This is a genomic window from Corynebacterium sp. HMSC072D12, from assembly GCF_001813925.1.
Lineage (GTDB): Bacteria > Actinomycetota > Actinomycetes > Mycobacteriales > Mycobacteriaceae > Corynebacterium > Corynebacterium aurimucosum.
This window is the reverse complement of record NZ_KV814385.1, coordinates 95133-120845: the sequence shown is the minus strand read 5'-3', so window position 1 is coordinate 120845 and position 25713 is coordinate 95133. Positions and strand designations below refer to the sequence as shown.

Genomic DNA, 25713 nt, shown 5'->3' with positions numbered 1-25713 from the left:
CTTCTCCTTATCTCTCCTACTAGCTACTGAGCTGGAGTTAGTTCACAGCCTCAAGCAACAGGGCTTCGCCTTGACCGCCGCCCCCGCACAAAGTGACCCCGGCGCGGCGAGCATGGGATTGCGCCAATTGGTGCGCCGCATGCACCACGAGCCGTGCGCCGGAAGCCCCGATGGGGTGGCCTAGGGCGATGGCTCCGCCTTGCGGATTAACATCATCGGGGTTGATCCCTAGGATCTTCGCGGAGTGCACCACCACCGCGGCGAAAGCCTCGTTGATCTCGATGTGGTCGAGGTCGTCCACGCCCCAACCTTCGCGTTCTAAGGCTTTAAGAAGAGCACGAGCAGGCTGTTCCTGCAGCGAAGAATCCGGACCGGCTACTTGTCCGGGCGCCCGAAGGACTGCCATGACGGGCAGTCCTTCCCTCTCCGCATGCTCGCGGGTGGTGAGGACGACGGAGGCTGCTCCATCCGTGATAGGTGAGGAATTTCCGGCCGTAATGCTGCCCGTGCTCTCGAAGGCCGGACGCAGTGCAGTCAAAGTTTCTTCCGTGACTCCTTCCCGGATGCCTTCATCGTGCGAGACGGTGACCTCATCGCGCCGGCGGTTCACCGTGATGGGAGCGATTTCCTTGTCGAAGGTTCCCTCCTCACTCGCCTGAAGCGCGCGCTGGTGGGACAGTGCCGCACAGCGGTCTTGTTCCTGACGGGTGGCCGGATAGCGTTCGGCATATTTCTCCGACAGCGAGCCCATGGAAATTCCGAGGTCAGCTGCGCGCAGGCCATCGTGCTCCACGTGATCGAGAAGTTCAACAGGACCAAATTTCTTCCCCCTGCGTGATTGCGGAAGCAGGTGGGGAGCCTGTGACATCGACTCCATTCCCCCAGCCACCACGACAGTAGCCTCACCGGAGCGCAGGAGCCGAGAGGCGTCGATAATCGCGGTCAGACCTGACAGACAAACCTTGTTGACCGTGGCGGTATGTGCCCTCGCAGATATCCCTGCCCCCAGCGCCGCCTGTTTTGTAGGATTCTGCCCCACACCCGCCTGCAAGACCTGTCCACAGATGACGGCATCAACATCATCCGGCTTAATCCGTGCTTGTGTGAGTGCGGCGGCGATGGCGTGAGAACCGAGCTCCGTCGCTGTCACGGTGGAAAGGGAACCAAGTAATTTGCCGAAGGGCGTTCGGGCGGCACCCACAATGACGATGTCCATATATCGCTCTCCAAACTGTACGAAGTTAACTCAAATCGTACCGCTGGATTGTGTGCTGCGCCACCCTTTTGAGGCAATCTATGCTCGCATGATTCTGGAGCAGCGCCATACGAAACAGTTTGAAGAGCAATTAAGGCTCACTAGAACCAGCCACATGAGAGAGCCGTCGAGGCTCTACCCAGCTGCATTCCTGAAAGATTAGAACGTGAGCATCAACGGAATGACCACGATCTTGACTATCTGCGCCACCACAATGGTGGCCGCGTAGCCGGTCATGATGCGGGAATCCGTGCTCATACCCGTGGCGTAGTTGACCACGGCAGGCTGACCGAAGATGCCGGAGATACCGCCGGCGGTGCGGGTCTCCGACTGGCCGAGGAACCTATTGACAACAGCGAAGATGGCGACGGCAACCACGGTAATGATGGCGGCCAGAACCATGGACTTCAAGCCCATCCAGGAGAAGGCCGTGGACTGGAAAGCCTCACTCGAAGCGAGGCCCACCGACGCCAAGAAGATGACTAGACCCCACTGTTGAAGAGCCATATTGATAGAGGCCGGGACCTTCCACGGCACGCGACGCGTGCGGTGGAGAGCGCCAAGAACAAGGCCGGTAATCAGCGGCCCCAACGCGAAGCCCAGCTCAAAGGACGTGCCACCCGGCAAGGGCACCACGATGAGCGCAATGAGGTAGCCCAAGAACAGGCCACCTCCCACGGCGATCCAGTTCAGCTGCGAGTAGCCCTGAACCGAGTCACCGAAATAATCGCGAATATCACCCATACGATCCTGATCCACGATCACCGTCACGCGGTCACCGGCATCAAGGTGCGTATCGAAGCTGGCGAGGAACTCCTCATCGCCGCGCTCCACGTGGACGATGCGGCCACCATAGCGCCGGAAAAGATTGAGCTCCTCCACGGTTCGTCCCGCAATATCGGTGTTCGAGACCACCACGTTTTCAATGACCAAGCGCTTGTCCACGAAGGGTACTTGGGGCTGACGTTTACCCAAGGCGGCGGTAAGCTCGCGCCTTTTCGCCTTCGTCACGAGCACGCGCAGGATATCGCCCTTGCGAATCTCTGGATGGTCCCCCGCCACAGTGCGGGTATTGCCGCGGCGAATCGTGGCGATGACAAATTGATCCTCGAAGCGGTCCACGAGCTCCTCATAGGTGATGTCCTTGGTCACCCGAATGGTGCGGGAGCGGAAAACCTCCTCCGCAGAATTGTCTTTGTCTTTAGAACCCGGCCAGGACTGCTTGAGCAGGAATGCCACGAGCAGAATGGCAACGGCTACGCCCACCGGGTAGCCCAAGGAATAGCCCACGGCGGGCAGCTCCTCGCCGGTCTGTTGTTGGGCAACAGCAAGCGACGCCGTCGAGGTCGTCGCACCGGAGAATACGCCCACGGAGAGCAAGGGTGACAGGCCCAACCATCCGCCCGCGAGAAGCGCTACGGCAGCAGCCCCCACCACCGCGATGGCAGCAGTGATCATGTGTTTCAGCTGCTCAGAGAACCCCTTGAAGAAGCGTTCGCCGGCAGACAAGCCCTGCATATAGATAAAGAGGCCAAGCCCCATCTCTTGCAGGCTGCTTAAAATCGTTCCGTCGAGTTCGATAAAGGCGCCGATGGCCAGTCCCACAAACAAGGTGCCGGCTGCGCCGAAGCGCAACGGGCCGAAGGGGATCATGCCGAACAACGTGCCGAGCAAGGCAACAAAGAATATGCTCAGCCAAATATTTCCATCAAATAGAGCCAACACGAAAGGCCATTGTAGGAAAGCGAGAGCAAAAGACCACGTTCAAAGACGCTTTTCTGCGCTAAGGGTGCTCCGTCTCACGTCTGAAGCAGAAAGGAGATCTAAAAATGGCGCCTCAGCTTGGCCAGTTAGCTGCCGAGGAATTCCTTCCACGCCGGCCACTCCGCATAGGTCTGAGCGCGCCCGGCTTCATAGTTCGCACGCAGCTTAGTCACCGAGCGCTCGGTCGAAGCCACCTGCATATCCTCCGGAAAGAAAAGCTGAGCGCGCCCCTTTTTCTCCAGTTCCAGGAGTAGCTCCTTGGAGGCGTTATAGCGTGGTGGGCGCGCAATCATCGCCTCCGCCACAGCCGGGTACTTCCGGAAGACCCGACGCAGCGCCGCCGGCCGCCCCACTTCCGGGCGCACGTACCCACGCGGTTTCGAACCGAGGAAAAGAAACTTCTCGAACCCGGCCTTCTCCGCTTGCTCGATGAGGATGCCACCGGACTCGCCCATCGCACCGTCGACATAAGGCACGCCATCGATGACGCGCATCGGCATGATCAGCGGCAACGTTGAAGAGGCGCGAACACGCACCATCAGGTCGTCTTGGGTCTTTATGTCTTCGCGCCCCCAGTACACGCTCTCCCCGGTATCGGCACGGGCGGCGGATATGCACATCTGTGCCGGGTTGGCCTCGAAGGCTTCCCAGTCAAAAGGCATGTCCTGGTCCGCGGCTTTCTCGTAGATGAACTCCGCGTTGAAGTAGCCGCTACCGCGCAGCAGCGAACCTAGGCCACCGAAGCTGGGGTTCTTGGCAAAGTCTACGAAGGATTCCTCCGAGCGACTCACATCGCGGGAGAGGAAATTCACGGTGTGCGAGGAACCCGCGGAAACGCCTCCAACCCAGCCGAATTCCACCTCCTCCTGCAGAAGCTTGACGATGCACGCGGCGGTATAGGAATTGCGCATGCCGCCGCCTTCAATGACAAGTGCTGTATCTTTCGCGTCAATCACAGTGCTCGATGGTACCCCCGCGCTAGGATCGCGCCATGGGTTTGTTTTCTGCGGTTAAGGATGTCATCGACAAACTCGGCGGCTCCAGCACTGTCCGTTTGGCTTCCCCGGATCCCCACGCCGTCGAGGTCTCTTTAGATCACCTGTCCGTGCACACAGCGAGCGGTCTCATCATCCTGGCTACCTCCCCTGCCGGTGCGCAGGTGCTCAGTGAGGTGGCCCATTCCGGCGAGCCCGCACAGTTACGCGGACCGCAATCCACGGTGCACCTCTCCCCCACGGCGAAGACACAGCGCCCTGTCCACGATCCCAAGCGGGGCTGGGCCATCCCGTTGTCGTCTGCGGAAAGAGAGGCGCTGTCCCGGATCAGCGCCGAGCCCGGCGATTATGAAATTTCCGAGTCCCTCGCCGTATCGATCGAAACCACCCCTGAAGAAAGCTAACCAACCATGCTTATTCTCCCCTTCCAAGGGCAGACTCCCCGCATCCACCGCAGCGCCTGGATTGCCCCGAATGCCACCATCATCGGTGACGTCACCATCGGGCCAGATTCTTCTGTGTTCTATGGAAGCGTGCTGCGCGGGGACGTCGGTTCCATCCACCTTGGGGCGCGCGTCAATATCCAGGACAACTGCGTCATCCACGTTGAATCCAGTAAGCCTTGTGTGCTGGAGGATGACGTCACCGTAGGACACATGACCATGCTCCATGGCACGCACGTGGGCGCGGGCACGCTGATTGGGATGAAGTCTTCTTTACTCTCCGGCTCTACCGTGGGCCCAGGTTCTCTCATCGCTGCCGGCGCTGTGGTGCTCGAAGGCCAGGATATTCCCGCCGGCACCCTAGCTGCTGGGGTGCCCGCCAAGGTGCGCCGCGAGTTGAGCCCTGAGGAATCCGCCGCCTTCATCCCGCACGCCGCGCGCTACGTCGAGATTGCTCAGAAGCAGGCGCTGCTTGGCGAAGCCCTCCCTCTCGACGAAGTCCTCTACGACTAGCGCCACGACTCTTTCACACTGCCGTTGTTGCCAAAACTCTTGAGCTCGCCGCAGGATCTGACCAGATCTTTGGCAACTAGGGCAGTTCTGCTCCGCAAGCTAAGGCCACGAGCTAAGCCACCCATCGATTGCTCTCAGTGCTGAAGCCCTAGAGCAGGGAAACAAGCCCCATGATCACTAGGAAGGCAGCCACGCCATAGCCACTCCACAGCGCAACTGTGGCGGAGTTCTCCCGCGCCCACGCGAAGGCGCGACCGGCCCAGGAATGTGGTTTCGCCCGAACCATAGCGATGAAAAGCCCGCACACCGTGGGCAGTGAGAGCGCGAAAGTGGCATAGAAGAAAAGGCCGCCGTATTTAACGGTGTTGCTAAAGTCCCCTGCCGCAAGGTGCATCAGCCCATAGAAGAAAGGCACGGAGGTCAAGGACTGGATAACCCCCATGGCATAGCCCACCGCGACAGTCTTGGCCGAAGGCGTGCGCAGCGGGCCGAGGAGTTTCTGCACCATGTCATTAGGTTCGCCCTTGGAGCGCCAGGCCAGAAGGCCCAGTCCCAGGCCGATGACCACCAGTCCCCAGCCAAGCAGCGGTGATTCGAGTGCGGCAGCCACCTTGTCCTGGATACCGACGAACACAAACATCACCACGGCGGCTGCGGTGAGCACACCGAACCAATCACCGACGATGACTAGGGCCGCGATCTTGCGGTAGCTGCCCCGCGGAAGCATGATGCCGATAGCTACCAGGATTCCGATCAGTAGAGCATTGACGGAATCGGCAAAGGCATTGAGCACGGCTTCGAGCATGCGGGCCAGTGTACAGGGCGTCGTGTCGGAGCTAATACGGACTCCGAGCCTTCAGCTCCTGCACCGAGCCTCACCCTAGCGGTACAGCCTGAGGAAACATTCACTCACTGTTTACCGTTAAGGGCCCTCATGTGAGGGCTGTCAACGGTAAGGTATTGAAAAGTGCTTGCCGCCGCGACGGGTTTCTCCCCCATCGTCGGCGGCGCCCTAACTCATGCCCCGACAGTGATGTGGAGAGATAACAAATGAAGGTAGCGATTCTCGGCGGAGACGGCTTCTGCGGTTGGCCCGCTTCCCTCTATCTCTCCGACCAAGGCCACGATGTCATCATCGTGGATAACCTCTCCCGGCGCGCCATCGATGAGGAGTTGGGCGCGGAATCCTTAACACCCATCGCCTCCATTGAGGAGCGCCTGGCTGCGTGGACCGAGGTCTCCGGCAAGACCATCGGCTTCCGCAACCTCGACGTGGCCCAGGACTACGACGGCTTGTTGGATTTCCTGAATACCGAGCGCCCAGATGCTGTGGTGCACTTTGCTGAGCAACGTGCCGCCCCCTATTCCATGAAGAACTCGCGCACAAAGCGCTACACGATGGATAACAACATCAACGCCACCCACAACTTGCTCGCCGCCATTGTCGAGTCTGAGCAAGATATCCACGTCGCCCACTTGGGCACCATGGGTGTCTACGGTTACGGCACCGCCGGCATGAAGATCCCGGAGGGCTACCTGGATGTACAGGTGGATGCGGGGGAGAATGGCGTCGTCAAGCAGCAAATCCTCTACCCCTCCAATCCGGGCTCGGTCTACCACATGACGAAGGTGCTGGACCAGCACCTGTTTGCCTACTACGCCAAAAATGATGAGCTGCGCATCACCGACCTACACCAGGGCATCATCTGGGGCACGCACACTGAGCAGACCCAGAAGGATGAGCGCCTGATCAACCGCTTTGATTATGACGGTGACTACGGAACGGTGCTCAACCGCTTCCTCATTCAGGCCGGTATTGGTTATCCGCTGACCGTGCACGGCACCGGCGGACAAACCCGCGCTTTTATCCACATCCGTGACATGGTGCGCTGCATCGAGCTAGCGCTGCAGAACCCGCCGGCACGCGGTGAGCGCGTGAAGATCATCAACCAGATGACCGAAACCCACCGCGTGCGTGACCTGGCAGAGTTGCTGGCGAAGATTTCTGGTGCGGAAGTGGCTTATGTGCCGAACCCGCGCAAGGAATCCGCGGAGAATGAACTCCACGTCACCAACGACACTTTCCTCGAACTAGGGCTGGAGCCGACCACCTTGTCGGAGGGGTTGCTCCATGAGGTCGAGGAGGTTGCGCGTAAGTACGCCGACCGCGCGGACCGCTCCAAGATTCCGGCGCAGTCGCTGTGGACGCGCCAGCAGCACGCCGGCGTTCCTTCCACGGAGGCTTAAACCTTCGTGCGCATCGCTATCGTTACTGAGGTCTTCCTGCCCAAGATCGACGGCGTGGTCACGCGCCTGACGCGCACGCTGGACCAGTTGGCCGCGATAGGCCACGAGGTCCGGATTTTTGCCACGGGCAAGGCTCCTGACTCCTATGCCGGCTTCGAGGTCACCCGCATCCCCAGTCTGTCGCTGTGGGTCTACCCGGAGATCAAGTTTGGCCTGCCTTCGTGGAAATTCTTCAAGGAGATCCGAGATTTCGATCCCGATGTCATCCACGCGGTCAACCCCATTTGGACTGCAGCCCTCGGCGTCTTCGCCGCGCAGCGCGATGCCGTGCCGCTGGTGGCCAGCTTCCATACCAATGTCCCCGAGTATGTCGATGCGCTGGGCATCGGATGGACCCGCCCGCTGACTGAGGCCGCTCTGAAGTACCTGCACAACCAGGCGGCGGTGAACCTGTGCACCTCTGGCCCCATGGTGGATAAGGCTCGGACGATGGGGATCCGCAACGTGCAGTTGTGGCCCAAGGCGGTGGATACGCAGACCTATCACCCTGACCGCGCCACAGCACAGATGCGCGAGCGCCTCGCCGGTGGTAACCCGGATGCCCCGCTGGTGACCTATATCGGGCGTGTTTCCAAGGAGAAGGACTTGGAGCGCCTCGACCACGTGATGCAGCTAGTGCGGGCACAGCTTAGCGACGCCCGCCTGGCCATCGTTGGCGATGGTCCCGCTTTGGAGGAGCTCAAGGCTAGCTTCGATCCTGCGCACACAGTGTTCACCGGCTACCTGTCTGGCGAGGAGCTCGCCGCTGCATTCGCCGTGGGGGATGTCTTCCTCTTCCCCTCCGCCACGGAGACTTTGGGGCTGGTAGCACTCGAGTCCTTCGCCTCGGGCGTGCCGGTCGTCGGCACGAATGCCGGTGGTATCCCCTTCGTCATTGAAGAAGGCGTGACCGGGCACCTCATCGCTCCCGACGCCAATGATGAGGCCTGGGCCCGCGCCACGGTCGGACTCCTCGAAGACCCTGCCCGCCGGGAGACGATGGGCGCTGCCGCCCGCCGCGAGGCTGAAAAGTATTCCTGGGTAGAATCCACCCAAGCCCTCCTCCACGCCTACGAGGAGGCTATCGAACACCCCTTCCGCAGGGAAGAAAACGAAGTCAAGGAGCACTAATGGATTCCGCCCAGAACCTGTACTCCGCAGGCGCTTTTATCCAAGCCGGCATCGACGCCACGTTTACGTCCCGCTTGGGCGACGTGCGCGACGTCGAAGTGAACTTCACGCCCGCTGCCCCCGCCCCCGAAGCCCGACAAGCAGCGCAGCCAGACCAAGACCAGCGCGCGGTGGTGCGCTTTAGTACTGATTCAGGGAGCTATGACTTCGATGGACTGCGTCTAGCCACCATCCAGGATGGACAGCTGCACTGGGCCACGGGTTTGACGGAACAAGCGCCCCAACCTCAGTTCCACGGACCACAGCCCGATTCCACCCTGCTTCGCGGCTTAGCGCGGCGGTTGGTGGGTGACCGGCCCGTTCTCCGCGTCCCACAGGGTGAGGGCGAAGCACTCGTCGCCGTCGATTTCACGGAGCTCCACCCAGATCCCCGTGTCAGCATCCTGGCCGGGCTCGAACGCTCGGGGGATGTCGAAGGGGGCGTCGACGAGCGCCTTGCTACCTCTGAGCTCGCCTCCTATCTAGGCGTGGCACCGGTGGCAGCAGAAGGCCTCGCGCGCTTCCACGGCACTCGGATCGCGGCCCTTCCCCACCCCTCAGGCCAGGCCGGGCTTAGCGCACGCGATGTATTGGCTGACGCCCACTTTCTTGCCACCGAGCATAATTTCTTCTTGGAGGCCCGCTTCCCCAACCTGTCTGCGGACCTCGACCCTGGCACGTCTCGCACCGTGGTGAACTCTGATTATGGTTCGCTCACGGTTCCCGCCCACCTCATTGCTACTCTCGACGCATCCACGGACACGTTCACCTGGGCATGGGCGGACGAGCTATCTAGTTCCATGTCCGCCCAAGCAGCGGCGAACCTGCGCCGCTTCGGCTATGACAATGCTCTCCCCGAGCTGATTCGCGCCCGTGTGTCGATCCCCGAAGCGCGCTCGGTGCGCCTGCCGCAGTTAGCCATGCCGGTCTTGGGGCTGTGGACCCTATTGCCTGTGCAGCTGCCCGATGGTCGCCGGGGGCTGGCGCTGACCGATGCCCCTGCCTTCCATCTGCCCGCACCGACCCCGGCCGCCACGCAGGCCACCCTTAACGTTGCCGTGCCTGAAGGAGTGGATGAACACCGGGCGCGCGCCGCCTATCAGCAGGCACGTGGCCTATAAGTCCTAACTAGGAGTTCAACACTGCGCGGAATTCTTCGGCGTCAACCTCCTCGGTGGTCGCTGGGTTAAACGCAGCATCCTGGGTCTTGTCCACCAGCACCGCGCGCACGCCTTCGGAAAAATCGGGGCGGCGGTACATGTGCATGCCCAGCTTGAGCTCCAGTAGGAGGGCCTCGCGGATATCGTCGACAGCAGCCTCCGCCTCATAAAGCTCATTGGCCGCAACGATGGCGGCTGGACAGGCGGCGGCCATGAGGCGGCGTACTTCGCCGGCAATGGTTGGGCGCTTGTCGAGCTCCGCGGAAATCTCCTCCCACGTCGGCAGCGCGAAGGTCTCCTCCAAGTCTTTGGCTACCTGCTCCAACGGCGCCGGCTGTTGTGGTGCCGGCAAAGCTAGATCCTCCAGTGCGGCGTCGATGCCCCGCTCGATAGCTGCCTCAATCAACTCAGCGGCATCCTTAACCACGTGGGTTGCGACACCCGTCCACAGCATGTCCGCGGCATACATGCGGTAGCCGCTGAGCCCCCAGAATTTTGCCAAGCCCGGCGAAGCTACTCCGCGTGTGCCCACCATGCGCTGCGCTGCATAGGCCACTCCCACGTCCGTGACGTAGCCGATATTCATCTCCGGCATCGAGGCGAAGGCCTTCTCAGTTACCACGCGGTGCGAACCATGCATGGAGATACCCAATCCACCACCCATCACAACCCCGTCGATGACGGCAATATAGGGCTTCGGGAACTCGGCGATATCACCGTTGGTGAGGTACTCGCTGGCGAAGAAGGCATCGACTTCCTCCAATTTTCCTTCCGCGATTCCCTCACGGGCGTGGCGCACATCGCCACCGGCGCAAAAAGCTTTGGGGCTGTTGGAATGAATCAGGACTTGCTCAATCTCGTCATCCTGCGCCCACGCTTCGAGGGAGCGGCGGATGATGTCAATCATCTCCGGGTTCAAAGAATTCAGAGCCTTCGGGCGATTGAGTTCAAGGACTCCGGTACGGTTGCGGACAGAAACGAGTACTGGATCAGTCATAGTCATGCGCACCAGTGTTCCATATCACAAATGTTTCAGCCACCTATTTTTGGCGCTACCTTGGACATGGTTTCTGCTTTTAGCCCAACCCATTTAGATTGGTGTGACTTTCTTGCTCCCACAACTTGTTGCTCTTGACATGGACGGCACGCTCCTCGATGCCCACGGCCAACTACCAGCGGACTTCGCGGAGCTGCAGGAGCTTGCCGCGCACCGTGGATGCGAGCTAGTTCCGGCCTCAGGGCGCCAACTGGCAACACTCAAGCAGATGTTCCCGCAAGGCGAAACCTTCATCGCTGAAAATGGCTCAGTAGTCATGCGTGGTGGCGACATCATTGCGACATTCCCGCTCCCGGAAGCGACCGTGCACTCAGCACGCGAGGCCTCAGCAGCCATGGATGTGGAGCACACCGTGGTGCTGTGCTCACCTGAAACCGCCTATGTCGGGCGGGATGCATCCGATGCAGCCTGCGCAGAGATCTCCAAGTACTACAAGGCGGTCACGTGGGTCGATGACCTAGACGCCGTCCCCGATAGCAACATCATCAAGATCGCCATCTTCTGCGAATCCGGTTCAGAGGCACACATCTACAAACCCATTGTCCGCGCTGTCCCGGAAGACAACGTGGCGGTATCGGGCAAAGTCTGGCTCGATGTCATGGCTCGCGGCGTGGATAAAGGTGCAGCCTTAGTCAAGCTCGCTGAACTCGCCAACGTACCCATCACCGCCACCGTGGCCTTCGGTGACTACCTCAATGATCTCGAAATGCTGCGCGCTGCCGGGACAGCCGTCGCGATGGAGAACGCACATCCGCAGCTGAAAGACCTAGCGGACATCATTGCCCCTCCCAATACTGACAACGGCGTCAGCACCGTGCTTCGCCAGCTTTTGCGCACCTAACACGCTCCCCTGACTCCTTGACCGACTAGCCACGCGCACAGAGTAGGATTACTCGGGTTACTAAGCCTCAGTATCCGAACCACGGTGTCTACCTGCGGAGTGTGAAGTGAAGAAGTTTTTGCGGTCGATGGTGTCACGCTTGGCAAAAGGCGAATCATCCACATCGAGTTCCACTCCGGACTCCCCTTCCGCTTCACAGAAGCCTTCTTCAACGTCGACTACTGCATCTAAAGTCTCAGCCGCGTCTACTAAGTCCACTACGGCTGTCAAGCCCTCATCGGCTTCTCCATCCCCCGCACCTACTGACACCACGAAGCCTGGAAAGTCGACCACTCCCGCCGAGCCCACCACCTCGGATAAAAGCGCTACGCCCAGAGCTCAGCGGCCCAGCACTCAGCGCCCAGCCGCGCGGCCTGGCCGCGTGCGCCCACGGCCAGCGGAAGACTTCACCCTGGACTTGTCGCCGAGCGCCCTTCCCAAAGCTGCGGCGGTGAAGAAGGCCAAACTCGTCAAAGCCCGCGAGGAGGCTGACGTAGTCTCGACTGGCCGCCGGGGCCCACGACGCACCGTCCCTCGCCGCCCGATCACGCAGAGCCCTGCCCCGCAGAAAACAGGTTCTGAGCAGCAGAACAAGACTTCTGTTCCGGGAAACAAGGTCTCGGAGACCAGCCGTGCCAGCAAGACTCCGGCCGCCACACCAGGTTCCCAGCCCGCTGCGGCAAAGTCCCCTACAGCTGCCACAACACAGAAGCCGGCCTCGACTCCGGCACCGGCTGCACACAAAGAAAAGACTCCCAAACCTACTAAGAATCCTGCACAGGGCGAAGAGCGCCAAAAAGCCCAGCGCACTGAGGCCATCAAGGCCGAGGCACCTGAACAGGCCAAAGAACCGGGAAAGGGAAAGGAAAAAAAGAAAAAAGAAACCGCCGGGCCCGAGAATGAGATTTCGCGGGCTCTGGCTCGTCGCTCACAGTCCGTCGGGGTGCTGAGCACAAAACAAGAAAAGCGCCGTTCAGCAAAGCGGCCAGTAGCGAAAGAATCCACTGCTGCTGCCGCGGCTCCGGCAACTGCAACCGCGGCAGCGGTAGGCGCCGCAACGGCAAGCGCGACGTCCGCCACTGCGGCTACGGCCCCCGCCACGGCTCCTGCCGCTGCCAGTGCATCCGCCCGCAGCACAGCCGCCCCGTCTACAACTGCACCTGCAACCAAACCACGCCGTCGACGCGCCCGGCTGCGTCAAGTACCGGGCTTGGATGGTCTGCGTGGTCTCGCGGTGCTCGCCGTAGTGATCTATCACTTCTTCGGGGATATCCTCCCCGGCGGTTACCTCGGCGTGGACATGTTCTTTGTCCTTTCCGGCTTCCTCATTACCTCGCTGCTGGTCCGTGAATTCAACGCGACTGGGCGCATCAGCCTCAAGGATTTTTGGATCCGCCGTTTCCGGCGCATTCTCCCCGCCGCCCTCGTGGTCCTCTCGATATGTACTGCGATTGTGGCCCTCATCGGCGGCGACCTAGCAGTAGGCATCCGCCAGCAATTCTTGGGCACCTTCTTCTTTGTCAACAACTGGACCCAAATCGCCACCAGCCAAACCTACTTTGCGCCAAATGAAGTGCAGGTCTTCGCGCACTATTGGTCCTTGGCCGTCGAGGAACAGTTCTATCTGATTTGGCCCCTGCTGATGTTTGGCATCTTTGCCATTTCCCGCCGCAAGCCCAAGCGTCTGCCCATCGCGGTATCGCTGATCCTCACGATTGCTTCGGCCGTCGCGATGGCGCTCATCTTCACCCCGGGCGAGGATCCCACCCGTGTGTACTACGGAACCGATACCCATGCCTTCGGTCTCCTCATTGGCGCAATGTTGTCCCTGCTTTTGACCTCCACCGACAAGGACGTCGACGCCGACTCTTGGCCGGCAGCAAACAAGGGCACTCTTGCCGGTGCCGTTGGAACTCTCGCACTAGTTGCTTACCTTGCCCAACTGGTATGGATGGGCGCGGACCGCGAATTCACCTACCGCGGTGGTTTGGTCCTCACCAGTGTGCTCGGCGCGGCGATGATTTGGGGAGTGGTGCGGGAAACCGGCCCCCTCACCTGGATTTTCCGCACCCGCGTGATGCGCTGGCTGGGACAGCGTTCCTTCTCTTTGTACCTCTGGCACTGGCCGGTAGTCATGATTGTCCACGCGCTGTCCGATGCCCCTTCGTGGCTCCTGGGTCTCCTTTGCCTTCCGCTGAGCTGCTTGCTGGCAGAGGTGACCTACCAGTTTGTAGAAAACCCCTTCCGCCGCGCCGGATTCCGCCCCACGTGGCATGCCTATTGGTCGGCACGCCCCAGCATGGAGGAGATTAAGGATGGCTTTGGCAAGGCCCTGTGGCCTGCAGTCCCCGTCATCGTCGTGCTATCTCTACTCGGTGTGGGCTATGCTCTGGTGACCTCGGAGGATAAGAGCGAACTAGAGCGCGAGCTCGAGCGCATGGCGCAGTCCAACGAGCAGGCTGCTAGCTCCGCTCCGGCACAGCCCTCGGAAACTGCAAAGCCGAAGGAGAAGCGCGCGATACCCACTGGCAACGAAATCAGTGCGATCGGTGATTCTGTCATGCTTGCTGCTTCCGAAGCACTTAGTGAGCGTTTCCCGGGTATCAGTATCGACGCTGCTATCTCCCGCCACTATTCGGCAGCCCTGCCCGTGGTTCAGGGGCTGAAGGATTCCGGGCAGTTGCGCTCCACCGTATTTATGGGCTTGGGCACCAACGGAGCTACGTTTGAGGGCCAAATGGACGAGCTCATCGACATCGTTGGCTCCGAGCGCACACTGGTCCTCGTGTTGCCTTACGGTGAGCGCGATTGGATGGGGCCGGCGCGCGCCGAAATCATCGAGGCCGCAACGACGCACGACAACGTCTATATCGCAGACTGGTGCGGAGTAGCGCAGGAGAATCCTGCCATGCTTTACGACGACGGTGTACACCCGCTACCCGAAGGCGCGCACCTGTACGCGGATGCTCTGTACGCCGCCCTCGAACAGTACGCAGACGGGGAGAAGAACCTCACTACAGTGTGCTCCAGCTAAGCGACAAAGACCTAAGAATCACGAAAAGCCGCCCAGCTTCACAGCTGGGCGGCTTTTGTTTAAGCATGCGGTTTAGACCGAGAATTCAGCCATCTTATCCCACTCCGTCTTACCTGGAATGGAAGTATTGATGATGTCCGGGGTCTCCACCAGGTACTTCGGGAACTCCTCGCAGGAGCGCTTGAAGTGCTCGGTGTTGACGTGGTCGACGTCAGTGCCATCCTTGTAGGACTCAAGCAGCAGGAAGCGCTGCTTGTCTTCCGGATCGCGGAACCACTTGAAGTCGATGCAGCCGGGCTCTGCCTGGCATGCTTTGGTGTACCAGTCAATCTCGTCCAGGAAGGTATCCGCGTACTCGGGCTTAACGTGGAACTGTACGTTGATCAAAATCATGTGCCCCACTGTAACGCTCTCCACGAAAACGTGCAGAAGGCCCTGCCTGAGGCGGCAGGGCCTTCTGCTAGGGCGGCTTTCATAAACCGCGCGGCGGCTTAGTTGAAGAAGTACTCCGCTACGTAGACGTGGGTGCCATCAAAGGCCTGGGATACGCCGAAACCGGTGCCATCGGTCTTGGTCACGGGCACGTCGCGGTTGAGCCAGTTCACGCGGTCCTTCGCTTCCGACTCAGTGAGCTTGTAGATGTTGCCGCTGCCCTCTTCCAGGTGAGTCAGGCCATCGCCAACATTGTCTTGGAAGGTGACCTTGCCAGCCGCGGCCTGGTTTGCCCACTCCTGGGCAATGTTCTTGGCGTTGGCATCCTCGTGGTGGCCCTGCTTCAGCAGGTGGGCGTGGGTTGCACCGACAAGCTCATTTGCCACGGCCGGGGTCGGCTTCTTGATGAAGCCTGGCAGCTGGACGTTGTACTGCTTGGCCAGGTCATAAGCCTGCGCAGGCAGCTCGATCTCTAAAGAGTTGACCTGCTCAACGGCCTGGGAGGACAGCTGGTTCAGTTCCTGCGGCTGTGCGGAGGAAAAGTTGACCGGGGCGGCCTGGGCCGCGGAGACCGACAAAGCGGCGCTAAGGGATGCTGCCACGGCGGCAGTAGCGGACAGGCGGGAAACACGACGGAAGGAATTCATGCCTTCTACCGTGCCATACAACTGCGAGCGCAGTGAAGGTCTGCTCGGTTCTAGGGGATTTTCGATACCACTTTGTTATCCCCTGCCGGCGTCAGCGCCACGACGTGAAAGAATGACCGAAGGCTAGCTTTCACAATTATTCGAAAGGTTGATCACTGTTGCTGGACGTCTTAACCGGCTTCGCCATCATTTTTGTGGTTATCGGGGTGGGCTTCTTCTTGGCTCACCGAGGCGTTATTGGCGAGGGCGAGGCGCGCCTGCAGTTCAACCGCACAGCGTTCTGGGCAGCCACCCCGGCGCTGATTTTTTCCAGCGTGGCCACCTCAGATACCTCTGCCTTCACCTCTCCCGTTGTCGCTGTCATTGCGATTGCTTCAGTCACCACGATGGCACTGTATGGGTTGCTCAGCGCACTGTTCTTCCGGCGAAGCGGAGCAGAAACGATGGCCGGTGCGGCAGCGGCAAGCTATTACAACTCCGTCAACATTGGACTGCCCATCGCGACCTATGTCATCGGTGATGCCACCTTTGTGGTGCCAGCACTCGTACTCCAGATGGCGGTACTCTCCCCCTTCATCATCGCCGGCCTCAACGCTCAGGGGACAAGCCTGCGTTCGATCGCCAGCTCCGTGGTTTCCGGACTTACGGCACCTGTCGTCATCGCGGCCATCGCCGGCTTCATCGTTTCTGCAGCTGGCTGGCAGGTCCCCGATGTCATCATGGCACCCCTCGAGATCCTCGGTGGTGCTTCCATTCCGATGATCCTCATGAGTTTCGGAGCCTCCCTTACAGGTAAAGGGTTGCTGACCAACGACCGCCTGCCGACGATTACCGCCACGGTTCTTAAGCTCATTGCCATGCCAGCCATCGCCTTAGCGGCAGGCCTAGCCTTGGGGCTGAGCGGCAACGAGCTTTACGCAGCGCTCATCTTGGCCGCGCTTCCGACCGCGCAGAACGTCTACAACTATGCCGCGACCTACCAATCGGGAGAAACGGTGGCGCGCGATACGGTCTTCCTCACCACCTTCCTCTCCCTGCCGGCCATGCTGGCTATCGCCGGGTTCTTTGGGTAGGGCTAGGCCAAACCGTCAAGCACTAGCCTTCGAGCTTCTCCCCCAGCTCCAGCCACTCCATCTCGAGTTCTTCGCGCTCGGCGGCAACGGCTTTGAGCTCGGTGTCGAGCTTCGCTAGCTCACCACTTTCCCCCTCACCAGAGGACATCTTCTCCGCGGCTTGTGCCATCTTTTCATTCAGCTTCGCGGTCTTGTCGTCGAGCTTGCTCATCTTGCGTTCCAGCGCATTCATTTTCTTGGTCAGCTCGCGCTCTTCCTGAGAGCTCAAACGCTTGGTCGGGGCGGCTTCCGCGCTTTGTTCGTCGGTGTTCTTGGAGCTCTCCCCCAAGTCGAGAACGCCGCGGGCGGTGGCAGCTTCCATTTCTTGGCGGCGACGCAAGTATTCCTCAATGCCTCCCGGCAGGTTGGTGAGCTTGCCATCCCCAAACAGCGCATACGTGTTATCGGCGATGCGCTCGATGAGGTAACGATCGTGGGAAATCACCACCAGGGTGCCGGGCCACGAATCTAGAAGAGACTCCAGCTCCTGAAGAGTATCGATGTCGAGATCGTTCGTGGGCTCGTCGAGAAGCAGCACATTCGGCTCTGCCATGAGCACGCGGGTCAGCTGCAGGCGGCGGCGCTCACCACCGGAAAGATCGCCGACCGGCGTGCGCTGGCGCTTGGCGGAAAAGCCCAGGCGTTCAGCCAGCTGAGAGGCGGAGAGCTCCTTCTTTCCCAGGTGGACGTAGGTGGCGACGTCCTCGACGGCGTCGAGAAGCCGGCGCTGCGGATCCAAGTCATCGAGTTCTTGGCGAAGCCAGCCCAGCCGCACGGTCTTGCCCTCGATGCGCTTGCCGGCGGCGAGCCCTACTTCACCCGCAAGGGCGCGCAGCAGCGTGGTCTTGCCCGAACCGTTAACACCGACGAGGCCGATGCGCTCGCCCGGCGCCAGCCGCCAGGTGAGGTGATCCACCAGCGTGCGGCCATCCGGGGTTGTGACCTTGGCATCCTCAAGCTCAATGACGACGCGCCCCTGGCGCTGCTTAGAGAAGGCCATGAGCTCAACCTTGTCACGCGGCGCAGGAACATCCGCGATGAGTGCCTCAGCCGCCTCAATGCGGTAGCGCGGCTTCGAGGTACGGGCCGGTGCCCCGCGGCGCAGCCACGCCAGCTCTTTGCGCGCCAAGTTCTGCCGGCGCTGCTCGATAGCATCAGCTTGGCGGGCACGCTCGGCGCGGGCAAAGGTCCAGTCGTTATAGCCACCCTCGTAAGCATCGACGACACCATCGTGCACCTCCCAGGTCGTGGTGGCGACGGTGTCGAGGAACCAGCGATCGTGCGTGACGACGACGACCGCCAGCTTGCGCGAAAGCAAGTGGCTGGCCAACCATTGCACGCCTTCGACGTCAAGGTGGTTGGTCGGCTCATCGAGCACCACAATATCGAGGTCTTGAACAAGTGCGGCGGCCAGGTTGACGCGGCGGCGCTCACCACCAGAGAGCGAGCCCACAGGGGTGTCTAGCCCTAGGTCAACGATGCCGAGGCCACCGAGGACATCGCGCACCTTGGCATTAGACGCCCATTCGAATGTCTCCAACCCAAGCGGCTCGATGATGACCTGGGCGATGGTGAGCGACTCCTCCAGCTCAAAGCGCTGGGTTACCACCGCCATGCGCAAATCCGAATTGTGGGACACACGGCCCGAGTCCGGGGATTCGATGCCGGTGAGAACTTCCAGCAGCGTGGTTTTGCCGCCGCCGTTGACGCCGACGATGCCGATACGATCACCGGTTTGCACGCCGAGGGAGACCCCGTCCAGCAGGGTCTTGAGACCAAAGGACTTGGTTACATTTTCAAGGTTAATGAGGTTCGCCATATCGAGAGTTCATCTTAGTGTCTCAGCGTGGCTGAACGAAGAACGCAGCCGCTGCCCCTACAACAGGGTGGCGCCTGACGCCGGTCCCGTGGTCACTAGGCCATTGGTGCCGCGGTTATCGGCGCAGACCTGGGCCACCACTTCCTGCGCGGTCTCCTCATCTTCACAGAGGAAGGCACAGGTTGGCCCAGAGCCGGAGACAATCCCATTGAGGGCGCCGGCGGACTCACCAGTATCAAGAATCTTGCGCAGGTCTGGGCGTAGCGAAAGGGCTGCTGGTTGGAGGTCGTTGTGCATCACCGCGGCGAGCTCGCGAGGGTTGCCGCCCACGAGGGCTTGCCCCACGGCTTCAGTGTCGAGATGCGGTGTGCTTCCCCGGCCGGCAGCGCGCAATTCGTCCAGCTTGCGGAAGACAGAGGGCGTTGACAAGCCCTCCGCATTGGTGATGATTGCCCAGATATAGCGCCCACGCGAGAGCATCGGCGTCAAGAGCTCGCCGCGCCCGCGCCCCAAGGCCGTGCCACCCATGAGGGTAAAGGGAACGTCGGAACCCAGCTCCGCGGCAAGCTCGTAGAGCTTCTCCATACTGAGCGGCTCGCGGCCAAACTCGGTACCCAACGCCTGATTAGCCAGAAGCAGGGCTGCGGCGGCATCGGCAGAACCGCCAGCCATGCCGCCGGCGGCCGGGATACTCTTTTCCATCGTGAGCGTTCCAGCAGCCGGCAGCATGAGGTTCTGTGCCACCAATTCCACCGCGCGCCAAGCCAGATTCTCGGTCGTTGCCGGAACGCCCTTCGCATGATTGCCGGTGACTTCCACGGTGCTTCCCTCGCTCCAGCGGTAGCTCACGCGATCGTGCACGTCGAGAGACTGGAAGACGGTAGCTAGCTCGTGGAAACCATCCGCGCGGGCCTCACCGACGCCCAAGTGTAGGTTGACCTTGGCGTGGGCGCGCGCCTGCCAAAGCTGCGGGGACTCGTTTACCGTCTTGCTCATGAGACTTCCGCCAATCGAACGAAGTCCTCCACGCCCAGCTTCTCACCGCGCAGGCGCGGATCGATTTCCGCCGCGCGTAACGCTTCCTCTGCTGCCGCGGCGGAACCATAAAAGCCCGCTAAGGCGGCGCGAAGCGTTTTGCGGCGTTGGGCAAAGGCGGCGTCGATCAGCGCAAAGAGCCGTGGTCGCAGCTCCTCGTCGAAAGGGCGGGTGCAGTCGATACGCACCAGTCCTGACTCGATCTTGGGTGCCGGCCAAAACACGTTCTTGCCAATCGTGCCGGCTTGGCGGACGGGGCCATAAAAAGATGCTTTCACACTAGGTATGCCATAGACCTTGCTGCCCGGCGCGGCGGCGAGGCGCTCAGCTACCTCCAGCTGCACCATGACCAGAACACGGCGAATCGATGGGTAGACCTCCAACAGGTGGAGCAGCACCGGCACCGCCACGTTATAGGGCAGGTTGGCCACCAAGGCGGTCGGCTCCCCCAGCTCCCCCGCCTCAACGGTGAGTGCATCCTTCTCCACCACGGTGAGGCGCTCCGCAAAGTCGGCCGCCCGCGCGGCCACAGTGTCCGGAAGCTTGCCTGCCAGACGCGGGTCAATCTCAACTGCCGTGACGTGCTCCACCTCCCCCAACAGCCCCAAGGTCAGCGAACCCAGACCAGGGCCGACTTCCACCACGCGATCCTCCGGACTCAGGTCCGCAGCGGCAACAATGCGCCGGATGGTGTTGGGGTCATGGAGAAAGTTCTGGCCCAGCTTCTTCGTCGGCGTCACATCGAGCTCAGCGGCGAGCTCGCGGATTTCCACCGGGCCCAGCAGGTGGGGTTGTGTCATGTCATCCAGACTAATACGCGCGGCTCGGAAGCTTTAGCGCAGACCAAGCTTCGAGGTGCAGGCGGGCCATGCACCCCAGCCCTGTGCGGCCTGAACCTTCTGGGCCACAGCAATCTGCTGCTCGCGGGAGGCCTGCCATGCCTGCGGGGCGTACTCGGTTCCGCCAAAAGCAGCCCAGGTCGACGGGGTGAACTGCAGACCACCGGAGAAACCGTTGCCGGTGTTGATGGACCAGTTGCCGGTAGCTTCACACTGCGCCAGGGCATCCCACACGGAGCCCTCGGCAACGGCCGGGGCGGTGGACTTGGGCTTGGTGCCGCGCGCGATCACGGCGGCGACGGCCTCATTGCGGACGTCTTCCTTGATGATCTCGTTGGACTCTTCCTTACCGTTGACCTTCACAATCTTGCGGGTCACGGTACGGGAACCAGGGGTGCCTTCCTCGCGGACTTCCTCGGTTCCCTCTTCCAACTCAGGATCGTCGACAAAGTCGGCGGGGGCATCGAAGTCTTCGGTCTTTTCTTCCTCGGAAATCTCGACGCGGTCCACAGTGATGGCCGTGCCGGCCTTAACCGGGGTATCCAACGCTGGGGATACTCGGTCATCCTTGCCCACGGAAATTCCACGGGCTTCCAGCACGTCTTCCACGGTTTTAGCGGCAACGCTGGCGTAGGAGACGGAACCGCCGTCAGAAATCTTGATGATCTTCGGGGACGTAACCTCAAGGTTCATGCCCTCAGTCACCGTTTCATCCTCCTTCACGGTCTTGGAGCCGGAAGTGATGGCAGCTCCCGGGGCGATACCATCGAGGCCGCCCAATAGGTCAGAGACCGTGAGTTCAGTGGAGGAAAGCTGCTTTTCAACACCATCGATGGTCACCGCAACCGGCTTAGCGGTACGAACGGTGATCGAATCACCGTCGGAAACCTGCTCTGACAGCGCGGGATAAACAACGTCTTCTCCCCCGACGTTGACGCCCGCAGCTTCGAGAGCGGCGTTGACATCGCCAGCGAAGGTAGCCAGCTCGGTGGTCTCACCATTGACGTCGAGCGTGATGTCCTTCTGGGCACCAACGGCAACAACACCACCCACGGCAAGGGTGCCGAGCACACCGCCGGTGGCCATGCGCAGCGGCAAGGAGCGGGAGTTATTGATTCGCTTGATCTGCTTCTTCGGGGACATAAACCTTTACTCGTCTCTGCGATGCTGTGTGCACGAAAGGCAGCTTCCTACCTTTGGCACCTGTCATGGCGCACTCTGGGCGCGCCGGCCGGCAACATCAAGGCCGGACTAACTTTGAATAACGATACGGTAACAGAACTCAACGATCGAGACGTATGTACACGCCAGGACCACTAGCAACACACTTGCCACAACAAGCACGCACGCCACCTATGAGCAGCACTTTTGCGTTGGGTGAGAATCGTCACACTCCGAAGACCTGCGCGAAGGTATCAGTCACCTCGGCAGCCAAATCCTCCACCTTTTGACCGCGCGCTTCGGCCACGCAGCGATAGGTGTGTCCGATCAAGGATGGTTCGTTGCGCGCACCGCGGAAAGGCTCCGGTGTCATATACGGCGCATCCGTCTCAATGAGCAGTTGGCCGGCTGGGGCAAGCGCTGCGGCCTGGCGCATTTCTTCGTTGCGCTTGAAAGTCACATTGCCAGCGAAGGAAAGAACATAACCGCGCTCAAGGGCTTCTTTGGCTACCTCCAACGTTGAAGAGAAACAGTGCAACATCACCTTCGGCGCCTGGGCGCACTCCCCCAGTACGCGCATAAGATCTTCATCAGCCTCACGATTGTGGATCATCAGTGTCTTGCCCACCTTCGCCGCCAACTCGGCGTGCCAGCGCAGCGCTTCCTCTTGGACCTCAAGGGGTGCGGTGCGCTCCGGCTCGTGGTGAATCCAGTAGGTATCCAACCCCGTTTCCCCAATGGCCACGCAGCGTGGGGCCGCTGCCATCTCGATCAGGCGCGCGCGGGCGGCCTCATCGAGTTCTTGAGCCTTCGTCGGGTGAATCGCGCAGGCCGCATACACGTTGTCGAACTCGTGTGCTGCGGCCAAAGCCTTCTCCGCCTCGGCCAAACCATCACCCACGGTGACGATGCGCTCAACTCCAGCAGCATGAGCGCGGGCAACAAGGTCAGCGTCGGCGTCGCGGCAGGAGGCGAGGTGCGTATGGGCGTCGATAAGCTGGCTCATACCTTCGGCGGGCACGGGCGTGGGGCGTGGCTTCTTCTTAGACATGGCTGCGAGTGTAGTCTTGCGCGCATGATTATCCGTGAAGCGACGGACGCCGACGTCCCCGCAATGACCGCCACCCTGAATTGGGCTATCCGGGAGACCCACTTCATTTTTCGCAGCGAACCCGCCACCGTTGAGGAACGTACCAAGTACCTGCACCGGTTGCGCCGCGAGAACTGCCCTTGTTTTGTGGCTTTCGATGATGGCGGAACCTATCTGGGTTGGGCGCTCTACCGCCCTTACCGCGATCCGAAGGTGTGGCTGGGCTGCTACGAGACGACGATCTACGTTGAACCCACCGCCCACGGCCGCGGGGTAGGCACGCGCTTGCTTGATGCAGTAGTTCAGCATGCCCGCGAGGCGGAGCAGGTCCATACGCTGCTGGCACTCATCGTGGCCGACAACGCCGCATCCATCAAGTTGCATGAGAAGTTCGGCTTTGCCACTGTAGGAACGTTAAAAGAAGTCAGCCGCAAAGCTGGGCGCTGGATAGACCTCACCCACTTGCAACTCATGGTTTAAGGAACATCATGCACGTTCGTCCCGCAGAGCTTGCCGACGCCCCCGCAATCTCCGCCATCTACAATGCCGCCTCCGCTGCGAAGCCGGCCACTAACCTCGTCACCTGGCAGGAGTCCGTAGAGGACCGCGAAAAGTGGCTCACGCAGATGGAGGAGGAAGGTTTTCCCGTCTATGTGGCCGTGGACGACGACGAAATCGTTGGCTGGGCCGCCTACTTCCAGTTTGTCACCCCGGCTATCTACTACGGCACGGCGGAGGACTCTATCTATATTGCGGAGTCTGCGCGCGGCAAGGGCGTGGGCAGCGAGCTCATGGACACGCTCATGGATCACGCGAAGGAAAATGACTACGTGGAGACGATGATTACCTACATCGTGGACACCAACGAGTCCTCCATTGCTCTGCATAAGAAGTTTGGCTTCGTGGAGACCGGCCGCATGCCCAATATCCACACCAAGGATGGTGTCCGCCTCGGTCTGGTGCACCTACAGCACGACTTCGACCGCCCCTAAAGCGGCTTGATTGACGCCCCGCCTCAGTGACGGCACTGCCATTGTTGCCAAAGATCTGGCCAGATCTTGAGGCAAAGCGGGAAACTTTGGCAACAACGGCGACTTCGGCTTAAACAACTTATCCTGCGCTACGCGGTCACAGACGGCAAACGTGTTAAGCCGACGCTGCCTGAAGCGGCACAATATCGTCCAACTCAGCAAGAATTTTGTCTTCTGCGACATCCAAGTCGTAGTGAGTCTGCAGCCCGAGCCAAAATTGTGGGGACATTCCAAAGTACTTGGCAAGGCGAAGAGCCGTATCGGCGGTAATAGCCCGCTTTCCGTGGACGATTTCGTTAATACGTCGAGGCGGGACCCCTATCGAAACAGCGAGTTTGTGTTGGGTAATCCCCATGCCCTTGAGAAAGTCCTCCATAAGGATTTCACCTGGGTGCACCGGGGGGAGCTTGTTAGTGGTAGTCAACGATCTCAACCTCCTCTGACCCTAAAGCGATCCACCGGAAGCAGATCCGCCATTGGTCATTGATACGAATACTATATTGACCCCGCCGATCGCCCTTCAAAGCTTCGAGCCTATTTCCTGGAGGAATCCGAAGCTCATCGAGCCTCTGAACGTAGCCCAATTGCCTCAGCTTGCGAAGAGCTACCGAGTGAATACGTGAATCAATCGAGAGCACCCTCTCTCGATTCCATAGACGCTCAGTGGCCCTATCCGCGAACGACTGAATCATAAACGCACCATACCCCCCTATAACGCAACACGTCAATAACGCGAGACGTTAACTCTATCTAACGTTGTAACACAAAAGCTACCCCAACTGTCGAGAACCGGCTAGGCGGCGAGCTCGTCGTCGATGTAGACATGCGTCGTCGCACGCAGGCCCGCGACTAGCATGCACAAGCTGAGCACCATGAGTCCAATAAGCACAGCGGTCCAATCGCCGGTGGCCCCGCGCACCACTCCCACGGACAGCGGTACCAGGCCCGCTAGGATGTAGCCGCCCGGCTGAACGAAGCCGGACAACCGCGCGGTCGTCAGCGCGCTCCGCGTGCGGGCGGTGAGCAGCGCCAGCGCCAGCGGGAAACACATGCCGCCGATCCCCATGAGGCTGGCCCAGGCCAGCGGGGCGGCGTCCGCAGCCACGAGAACCCCACCCCACCCAGCGCATGTGCATAGCGCCAGCACAATAGGTACGGGTGTGAGGCGGTCCAAGCGAGAAATGAGCCACGGCATGACAACGCCGCCGGCAATGTTGAAGACACCGATGACGGCAAGTGCCACGCTGGCGGTGTTCTCACCCACGCCTTTTTCCACCAGCATGCGCGGTAGCCAGCCCATCTGGACATAGGCCATGGTGGACTGCAATCCAAAGAAAAAGAGCATGGCCACCGCTGTGGGCGAGGTGAACATGGGACGTTGCGCGCCCGCGCCATCAACCGTTCCGTGGGCGACGTCCCTTCCAGCCTGCGGAAGGACCACTATCCAAGCCACTAACTGGGCAATGGCGGGAAGACACCAGATCCACAACGCACCTTGCCACGATTTTTGTGTCACCGCGGACAGCGGGCCGAGGGCGCTGGAAACGCCCAACATCGTCGTGTAGGTGGTCATCAGCGCCACCAGCGTGCGGCCCGACCCATGCTGCTTGATCCATGCGGGAAGCAGCACATTTGCCAGCGCGATGCCGGCAACAACGCATAGGGTAAGCGCTACGAAAAGCGAAAAGCTACTTACCCATGGACGCAAGCCAAGCCCCACGACCAAGGCCAGCGTGCCGCCGGCCAAGGTACGGCTTAGCCCCACGCGGCGCGCGAGGGGAACCGCTGCCAAACCCATGGCCGCGAAGCACAGCCCCGGAAGTGCGGTAAGCAAACCCGCCTGGCCGGAGCTAATCCCGAAGAAGTCCTGGATCTGCCCCAGCACCGGTGCCACGGAGGCAATGCCCGAACGCAGGTTTAGCGCGGTCAGACAGACAACGACAAAGAGTAGGACGGGCGCCAGGGAGCGCCGAAACGCCGAGCCCACGCC

26 protein-coding genes are annotated in these 25713 nt (G+C 60.7%); 10 read left to right on the top strand and 16 right to left on the bottom strand.

Annotated features, from left to right (window positions below):
- Positions 1 to 37: 37 nt before the first annotated feature.
- From HMPREF2943_RS02430 to HMPREF2943_RS02420, 3 genes are all read right to left on the bottom strand, one after another.
- Complete coding sequence (locus HMPREF2943_RS02430) at positions 38 to 1216, bottom strand: acetyl-CoA C-acyltransferase (RefSeq protein ID WP_070710694.1); 1179 nt, start codon at positions 1214 to 1216, stop codon at positions 38 to 40.
- A 198-nt stretch (positions 1217 to 1414) separates the two neighbouring features.
- Entirely contained in the window at positions 1415 to 2980 is a 1566-nt protein-coding gene (locus tag HMPREF2943_RS02425) for an aspartate-alanine antiporter-like transporter (RefSeq protein ID WP_070646189.1), read from the bottom strand.
- A 125-nt stretch (positions 2981 to 3105) separates the two neighbouring features.
- Positions 3106 to 3975: a patatin-like phospholipase family protein gene (locus HMPREF2943_RS02420; protein WP_070710693.1), complete on the bottom strand. Its 870-nt coding sequence runs from the start codon at positions 3973 to 3975 to the stop codon at positions 3106 to 3108.
- Positions 3976 to 4010: 35 nt separating this feature from the next.
- Here HMPREF2943_RS02420 and HMPREF2943_RS02415 point away from each other — a divergent pair, with 35 nt between their 5' ends.
- Positions 4011 to 4418 (top strand): hypothetical protein, encoded by a 408-nt coding sequence (locus HMPREF2943_RS02415; protein WP_070710692.1) that lies wholly within the window; start codon positions 4011 to 4013, stop codon positions 4416 to 4418.
- Positions 4419 to 4424: 6 nt separating this feature from the next.
- Positions 4425 to 4970 (top strand): gamma carbonic anhydrase family protein, encoded by a 546-nt coding sequence (locus HMPREF2943_RS02410; RefSeq protein ID WP_070710691.1) that lies wholly within the window; start codon positions 4425 to 4427, stop codon positions 4968 to 4970.
- A gap of 148 nt (positions 4971 to 5118) precedes the next feature.
- On the opposite strand, the gene HMPREF2943_RS02405 is transcribed toward HMPREF2943_RS02410, so the two are convergent.
- Complete coding sequence (locus HMPREF2943_RS02405) at positions 5119 to 5775, bottom strand: hypothetical protein (RefSeq protein WP_070710690.1); 657 nt, start codon at positions 5773 to 5775, stop codon at positions 5119 to 5121.
- A gap of 245 nt (positions 5776 to 6020) precedes the next feature.
- Between HMPREF2943_RS02405 and HMPREF2943_RS02400 the strand changes: the two genes are divergently transcribed.
- From HMPREF2943_RS02400 to HMPREF2943_RS02390, 3 genes are read left to right on the top strand one after another with little or no spacing between them, the layout of a single operon-like run.
- Positions 6021 to 7217 carry an NAD-dependent epimerase/dehydratase family protein gene (locus HMPREF2943_RS02400; protein ID WP_070710689.1) on the top strand — a complete coding sequence of 399 codons (1197 nt, stop codon included), beginning with the start codon at positions 6021 to 6023 and terminating at the stop codon, positions 7215 to 7217.
- A gap of 6 nt (positions 7218 to 7223) precedes the next feature.
- Positions 7224 to 8387, top strand: coding sequence for a glycosyltransferase family 4 protein (locus HMPREF2943_RS02395; protein ID WP_070710688.1), 1164 nt, complete (start codon positions 7224 to 7226; stop codon positions 8385 to 8387).
- On the top strand, positions 8387 to 9547 hold the full coding sequence (locus tag HMPREF2943_RS02390) for a DUF6882 domain-containing protein (protein WP_070710687.1): 1161 nt from the start codon (positions 8387 to 8389) through the stop codon (positions 9545 to 9547). The genes HMPREF2943_RS02395 and HMPREF2943_RS02390 overlap by 1 nt, the downstream gene beginning before the upstream one ends.
- A 7-nt stretch (positions 9548 to 9554) precedes the next feature.
- Here HMPREF2943_RS02390 and HMPREF2943_RS02385 read toward each other — a convergent pair whose 3' ends face one another.
- Positions 9555 to 10589, bottom strand: coding sequence for an enoyl-CoA hydratase/isomerase family protein (locus tag HMPREF2943_RS02385; protein ID WP_070447176.1), 1035 nt, complete (start codon positions 10587 to 10589; stop codon positions 9555 to 9557).
- A gap of 97 nt (positions 10590 to 10686) precedes the next feature.
- Between HMPREF2943_RS02385 and HMPREF2943_RS02380 the strand changes: the two genes are divergently transcribed.
- Entirely contained in the window at positions 10687 to 11484 is a 798-nt protein-coding gene (locus tag HMPREF2943_RS02380; RefSeq protein WP_256380930.1) for an HAD family hydrolase, read from the top strand.
- Between the two features lie 60 nt (positions 11485 to 11544).
- On the opposite strand, the gene HMPREF2943_RS12560 is transcribed toward HMPREF2943_RS02380, so the two are convergent.
- On the bottom strand, positions 11545 to 11817 hold the full coding sequence (locus tag HMPREF2943_RS12560) for a hypothetical protein (RefSeq protein WP_210399710.1): 273 nt from the start codon (positions 11815 to 11817) through the stop codon (positions 11545 to 11547).
- Positions 11818 to 11974: 157 nt separating this feature from the next.
- Here HMPREF2943_RS12560 and HMPREF2943_RS12555 point away from each other — a divergent pair, with 157 nt between their 5' ends.
- Positions 11975 to 14557 (top strand): acyltransferase family protein, encoded by a 2583-nt coding sequence (locus HMPREF2943_RS12555; RefSeq protein ID WP_246817252.1) that lies wholly within the window; start codon positions 11975 to 11977, stop codon positions 14555 to 14557.
- A 72-nt stretch (positions 14558 to 14629) separates the two neighbouring features.
- Here the strand turns inward: HMPREF2943_RS12555 and HMPREF2943_RS02370 are convergent, their stop codons facing one another.
- Both HMPREF2943_RS02370 and HMPREF2943_RS02365 read right to left on the bottom strand, forming a co-directional pair.
- Positions 14630 to 14950, bottom strand: coding sequence for a putative quinol monooxygenase (locus tag HMPREF2943_RS02370; protein WP_070447180.1), 321 nt, complete (start codon positions 14948 to 14950; stop codon positions 14630 to 14632).
- A 98-nt stretch (positions 14951 to 15048) separates the two neighbouring features.
- A complete protein-coding gene (locus tag HMPREF2943_RS02365) occupies positions 15049 to 15636 on the bottom strand; it encodes a hypothetical protein (protein WP_246817251.1) in 588 nt (195 codons plus the stop codon).
- A 158-nt stretch (positions 15637 to 15794) separates the two neighbouring features.
- On the opposite strand from HMPREF2943_RS02365, the gene HMPREF2943_RS02360 reads away from it, so the two are divergent.
- The gene (locus HMPREF2943_RS02360; RefSeq protein WP_070447185.1) at positions 15795 to 16709 is read left to right on the top strand and encodes an AEC family transporter; all 915 of its coding nucleotides are present in this window, start codon (positions 15795 to 15797) and stop codon (positions 16707 to 16709) included.
- Between the two features lie 22 nt (positions 16710 to 16731).
- Here the strand turns inward: HMPREF2943_RS02360 and HMPREF2943_RS02355 are convergent, their stop codons facing one another.
- From HMPREF2943_RS02355 to HMPREF2943_RS02335, 5 genes are all read right to left on the bottom strand, one after another.
- Complete coding sequence (locus HMPREF2943_RS02355; protein WP_070710684.1) at positions 16732 to 18567, bottom strand: ABC-F family ATP-binding cassette domain-containing protein; 1836 nt, start codon at positions 18565 to 18567, stop codon at positions 16732 to 16734.
- Between the two features lie 57 nt (positions 18568 to 18624).
- Entirely contained in the window at positions 18625 to 19563 is a 939-nt protein-coding gene (locus HMPREF2943_RS02350; RefSeq protein ID WP_070710683.1) for a 4-(cytidine 5'-diphospho)-2-C-methyl-D-erythritol kinase, read from the bottom strand.
- A complete protein-coding gene (gene rsmA / locus HMPREF2943_RS02345; protein WP_070710682.1) occupies positions 19560 to 20402 on the bottom strand; it encodes a 16S rRNA (adenine(1518)-N(6)/adenine(1519)-N(6))-dimethyltransferase RsmA in 843 nt (280 codons plus the stop codon). The genes HMPREF2943_RS02350 and rsmA overlap by 4 nt, the downstream gene beginning before the upstream one ends.
- Positions 20403 to 20435: 33 nt before the next feature.
- Positions 20436 to 21584, bottom strand: coding sequence for a resuscitation-promoting factor (locus tag HMPREF2943_RS02340; RefSeq protein WP_070646153.1), 1149 nt, complete (start codon positions 21582 to 21584; stop codon positions 20436 to 20438).
- A gap of 244 nt (positions 21585 to 21828) precedes the next feature.
- On the bottom strand, positions 21829 to 22653 hold the full coding sequence (locus HMPREF2943_RS02335) for a TatD family hydrolase (RefSeq protein ID WP_070710681.1): 825 nt from the start codon (positions 22651 to 22653) through the stop codon (positions 21829 to 21831).
- 24 nt (positions 22654 to 22677) lie between these two features.
- Here HMPREF2943_RS02335 and HMPREF2943_RS02330 point away from each other — a divergent pair, with 24 nt between their 5' ends.
- Together HMPREF2943_RS02330 and HMPREF2943_RS02325 are read left to right on the top strand one after the other, a co-directional pair.
- Entirely contained in the window at positions 22678 to 23172 is a 495-nt protein-coding gene (locus tag HMPREF2943_RS02330; protein ID WP_083276487.1) for a GNAT family N-acetyltransferase, read from the top strand.
- A gap of 8 nt (positions 23173 to 23180) precedes the next feature.
- Positions 23181 to 23684 (top strand): GNAT family N-acetyltransferase, encoded by a 504-nt coding sequence (locus HMPREF2943_RS02325; RefSeq protein WP_070710680.1) that lies wholly within the window; start codon positions 23181 to 23183, stop codon positions 23682 to 23684.
- 154 nt (positions 23685 to 23838) lie between these two features.
- On the opposite strand, the gene HMPREF2943_RS02320 is transcribed toward HMPREF2943_RS02325, so the two are convergent.
- The 3 genes from HMPREF2943_RS02320 to HMPREF2943_RS02310 all read right to left on the bottom strand — a co-directional run bounded on the left by HMPREF2943_RS02320 (position 23839) and on the right by HMPREF2943_RS02310 (position 25710).
- Positions 23839 to 24099: a HigA family addiction module antitoxin gene (locus tag HMPREF2943_RS02320; RefSeq protein ID WP_070447199.1), complete on the bottom strand. Its 261-nt coding sequence runs from the start codon at positions 24097 to 24099 to the stop codon at positions 23839 to 23841.
- A gap of 34 nt (positions 24100 to 24133) precedes the next feature.
- Complete coding sequence (locus HMPREF2943_RS02315; RefSeq protein WP_070710679.1) at positions 24134 to 24415, bottom strand: type II toxin-antitoxin system RelE/ParE family toxin; 282 nt, start codon at positions 24413 to 24415, stop codon at positions 24134 to 24136.
- 101 nt (positions 24416 to 24516) lie between these two features.
- Positions 24517 to 25710: an MFS transporter gene (locus HMPREF2943_RS02310; RefSeq protein WP_070710678.1), complete on the bottom strand. Its 1194-nt coding sequence runs from the start codon at positions 25708 to 25710 to the stop codon at positions 24517 to 24519.
- Positions 25711 to 25713 lie beyond the last annotated feature (3 nt).

What these genes read in the sequence shown, in the direction of transcription:
- HMPREF2943_RS02405 (WP_070710690.1), bottom strand. Translation starts at nt 5,775, where the DNA reads ATGCTCGAAGCCGTGCTCAATGCCTTTGCCGATTCCGTCAATGCTCTA.
- HMPREF2943_RS02400 (WP_070710689.1), top strand. Translation starts at nt 6,021, where the DNA reads ATGAAGGTAGCGATTCTCGGCGGAGACGGCTTCTGCGGTTGGCCCGCT.
- HMPREF2943_RS02350 (WP_070710683.1), bottom strand. Translation starts at nt 19,563, where the DNA reads ATGAGCAAGACGGTAAACGAGTCCCCGCAGCTTTGGCAGGCGCGCGCC.
- HMPREF2943_RS02315 (WP_070710679.1), bottom strand. Translation starts at nt 24,415, where the DNA reads ATGATTCAGTCGTTCGCGGATAGGGCCACTGAGCGTCTATGGAATCGA.
- HMPREF2943_RS02430 (WP_070710694.1), bottom strand. Translation starts at nt 1,216, where the DNA reads ATGGACATCGTCATTGTGGGTGCCGCCCGAACGCCCTTCGGCAAATTA.
- HMPREF2943_RS02415 (WP_070710692.1), top strand. Translation starts at nt 4,011, where the DNA reads ATGGGTTTGTTTTCTGCGGTTAAGGATGTCATCGACAAACTCGGCGGC.
- HMPREF2943_RS02385 (WP_070447176.1), bottom strand. Translation starts at nt 10,589, where the DNA reads ATGACTATGACTGATCCAGTACTCGTTTCTGTCCGCAACCGTACCGGA.
- HMPREF2943_RS02330 (WP_083276487.1), top strand. Translation starts at nt 22,678, where the DNA reads ATGATTATCCGTGAAGCGACGGACGCCGACGTCCCCGCAATGACCGCC.
- HMPREF2943_RS02370 (WP_070447180.1), bottom strand. Translation starts at nt 14,950, where the DNA reads ATGATTTTGATCAACGTACAGTTCCACGTTAAGCCCGAGTACGCGGAT.
- HMPREF2943_RS02335 (WP_070710681.1), bottom strand. Translation starts at nt 22,653, where the DNA reads ATGTCTAAGAAGAAGCCACGCCCCACGCCCGTGCCCGCCGAAGGTATG.
- HMPREF2943_RS02340 (WP_070646153.1), bottom strand. Translation starts at nt 21,584, where the DNA reads ATGTCCCCGAAGAAGCAGATCAAGCGAATCAATAACTCCCGCTCCTTG.
- HMPREF2943_RS02355 (WP_070710684.1), bottom strand. Translation starts at nt 18,567, where the DNA reads ATGGCGAACCTCATTAACCTTGAAAATGTAACCAAGTCCTTTGGTCTC.
- HMPREF2943_RS02390 (WP_070710687.1), top strand. Translation starts at nt 8,387, where the DNA reads ATGGATTCCGCCCAGAACCTGTACTCCGCAGGCGCTTTTATCCAAGCC.
- rsmA (WP_070710682.1), bottom strand. Translation starts at nt 20,402, where the DNA reads ATGACACAACCCCACCTGCTGGGCCCGGTGGAAATCCGCGAGCTCGCC.
- HMPREF2943_RS02365 (WP_246817251.1), bottom strand. Translation starts at nt 15,636, where the DNA reads ATGAATTCCTTCCGTCGTGTTTCCCGCCTGTCCGCTACTGCCGCCGTG.
- HMPREF2943_RS02320 (WP_070447199.1), bottom strand. Translation starts at nt 24,099, where the DNA reads ATGGAGGACTTTCTCAAGGGCATGGGGATTACCCAACACAAACTCGCT.
- HMPREF2943_RS02325 (WP_070710680.1), top strand. Translation starts at nt 23,181, where the DNA reads ATGCACGTTCGTCCCGCAGAGCTTGCCGACGCCCCCGCAATCTCCGCC.
- HMPREF2943_RS02410 (WP_070710691.1), top strand. Translation starts at nt 4,425, where the DNA reads ATGCTTATTCTCCCCTTCCAAGGGCAGACTCCCCGCATCCACCGCAGC.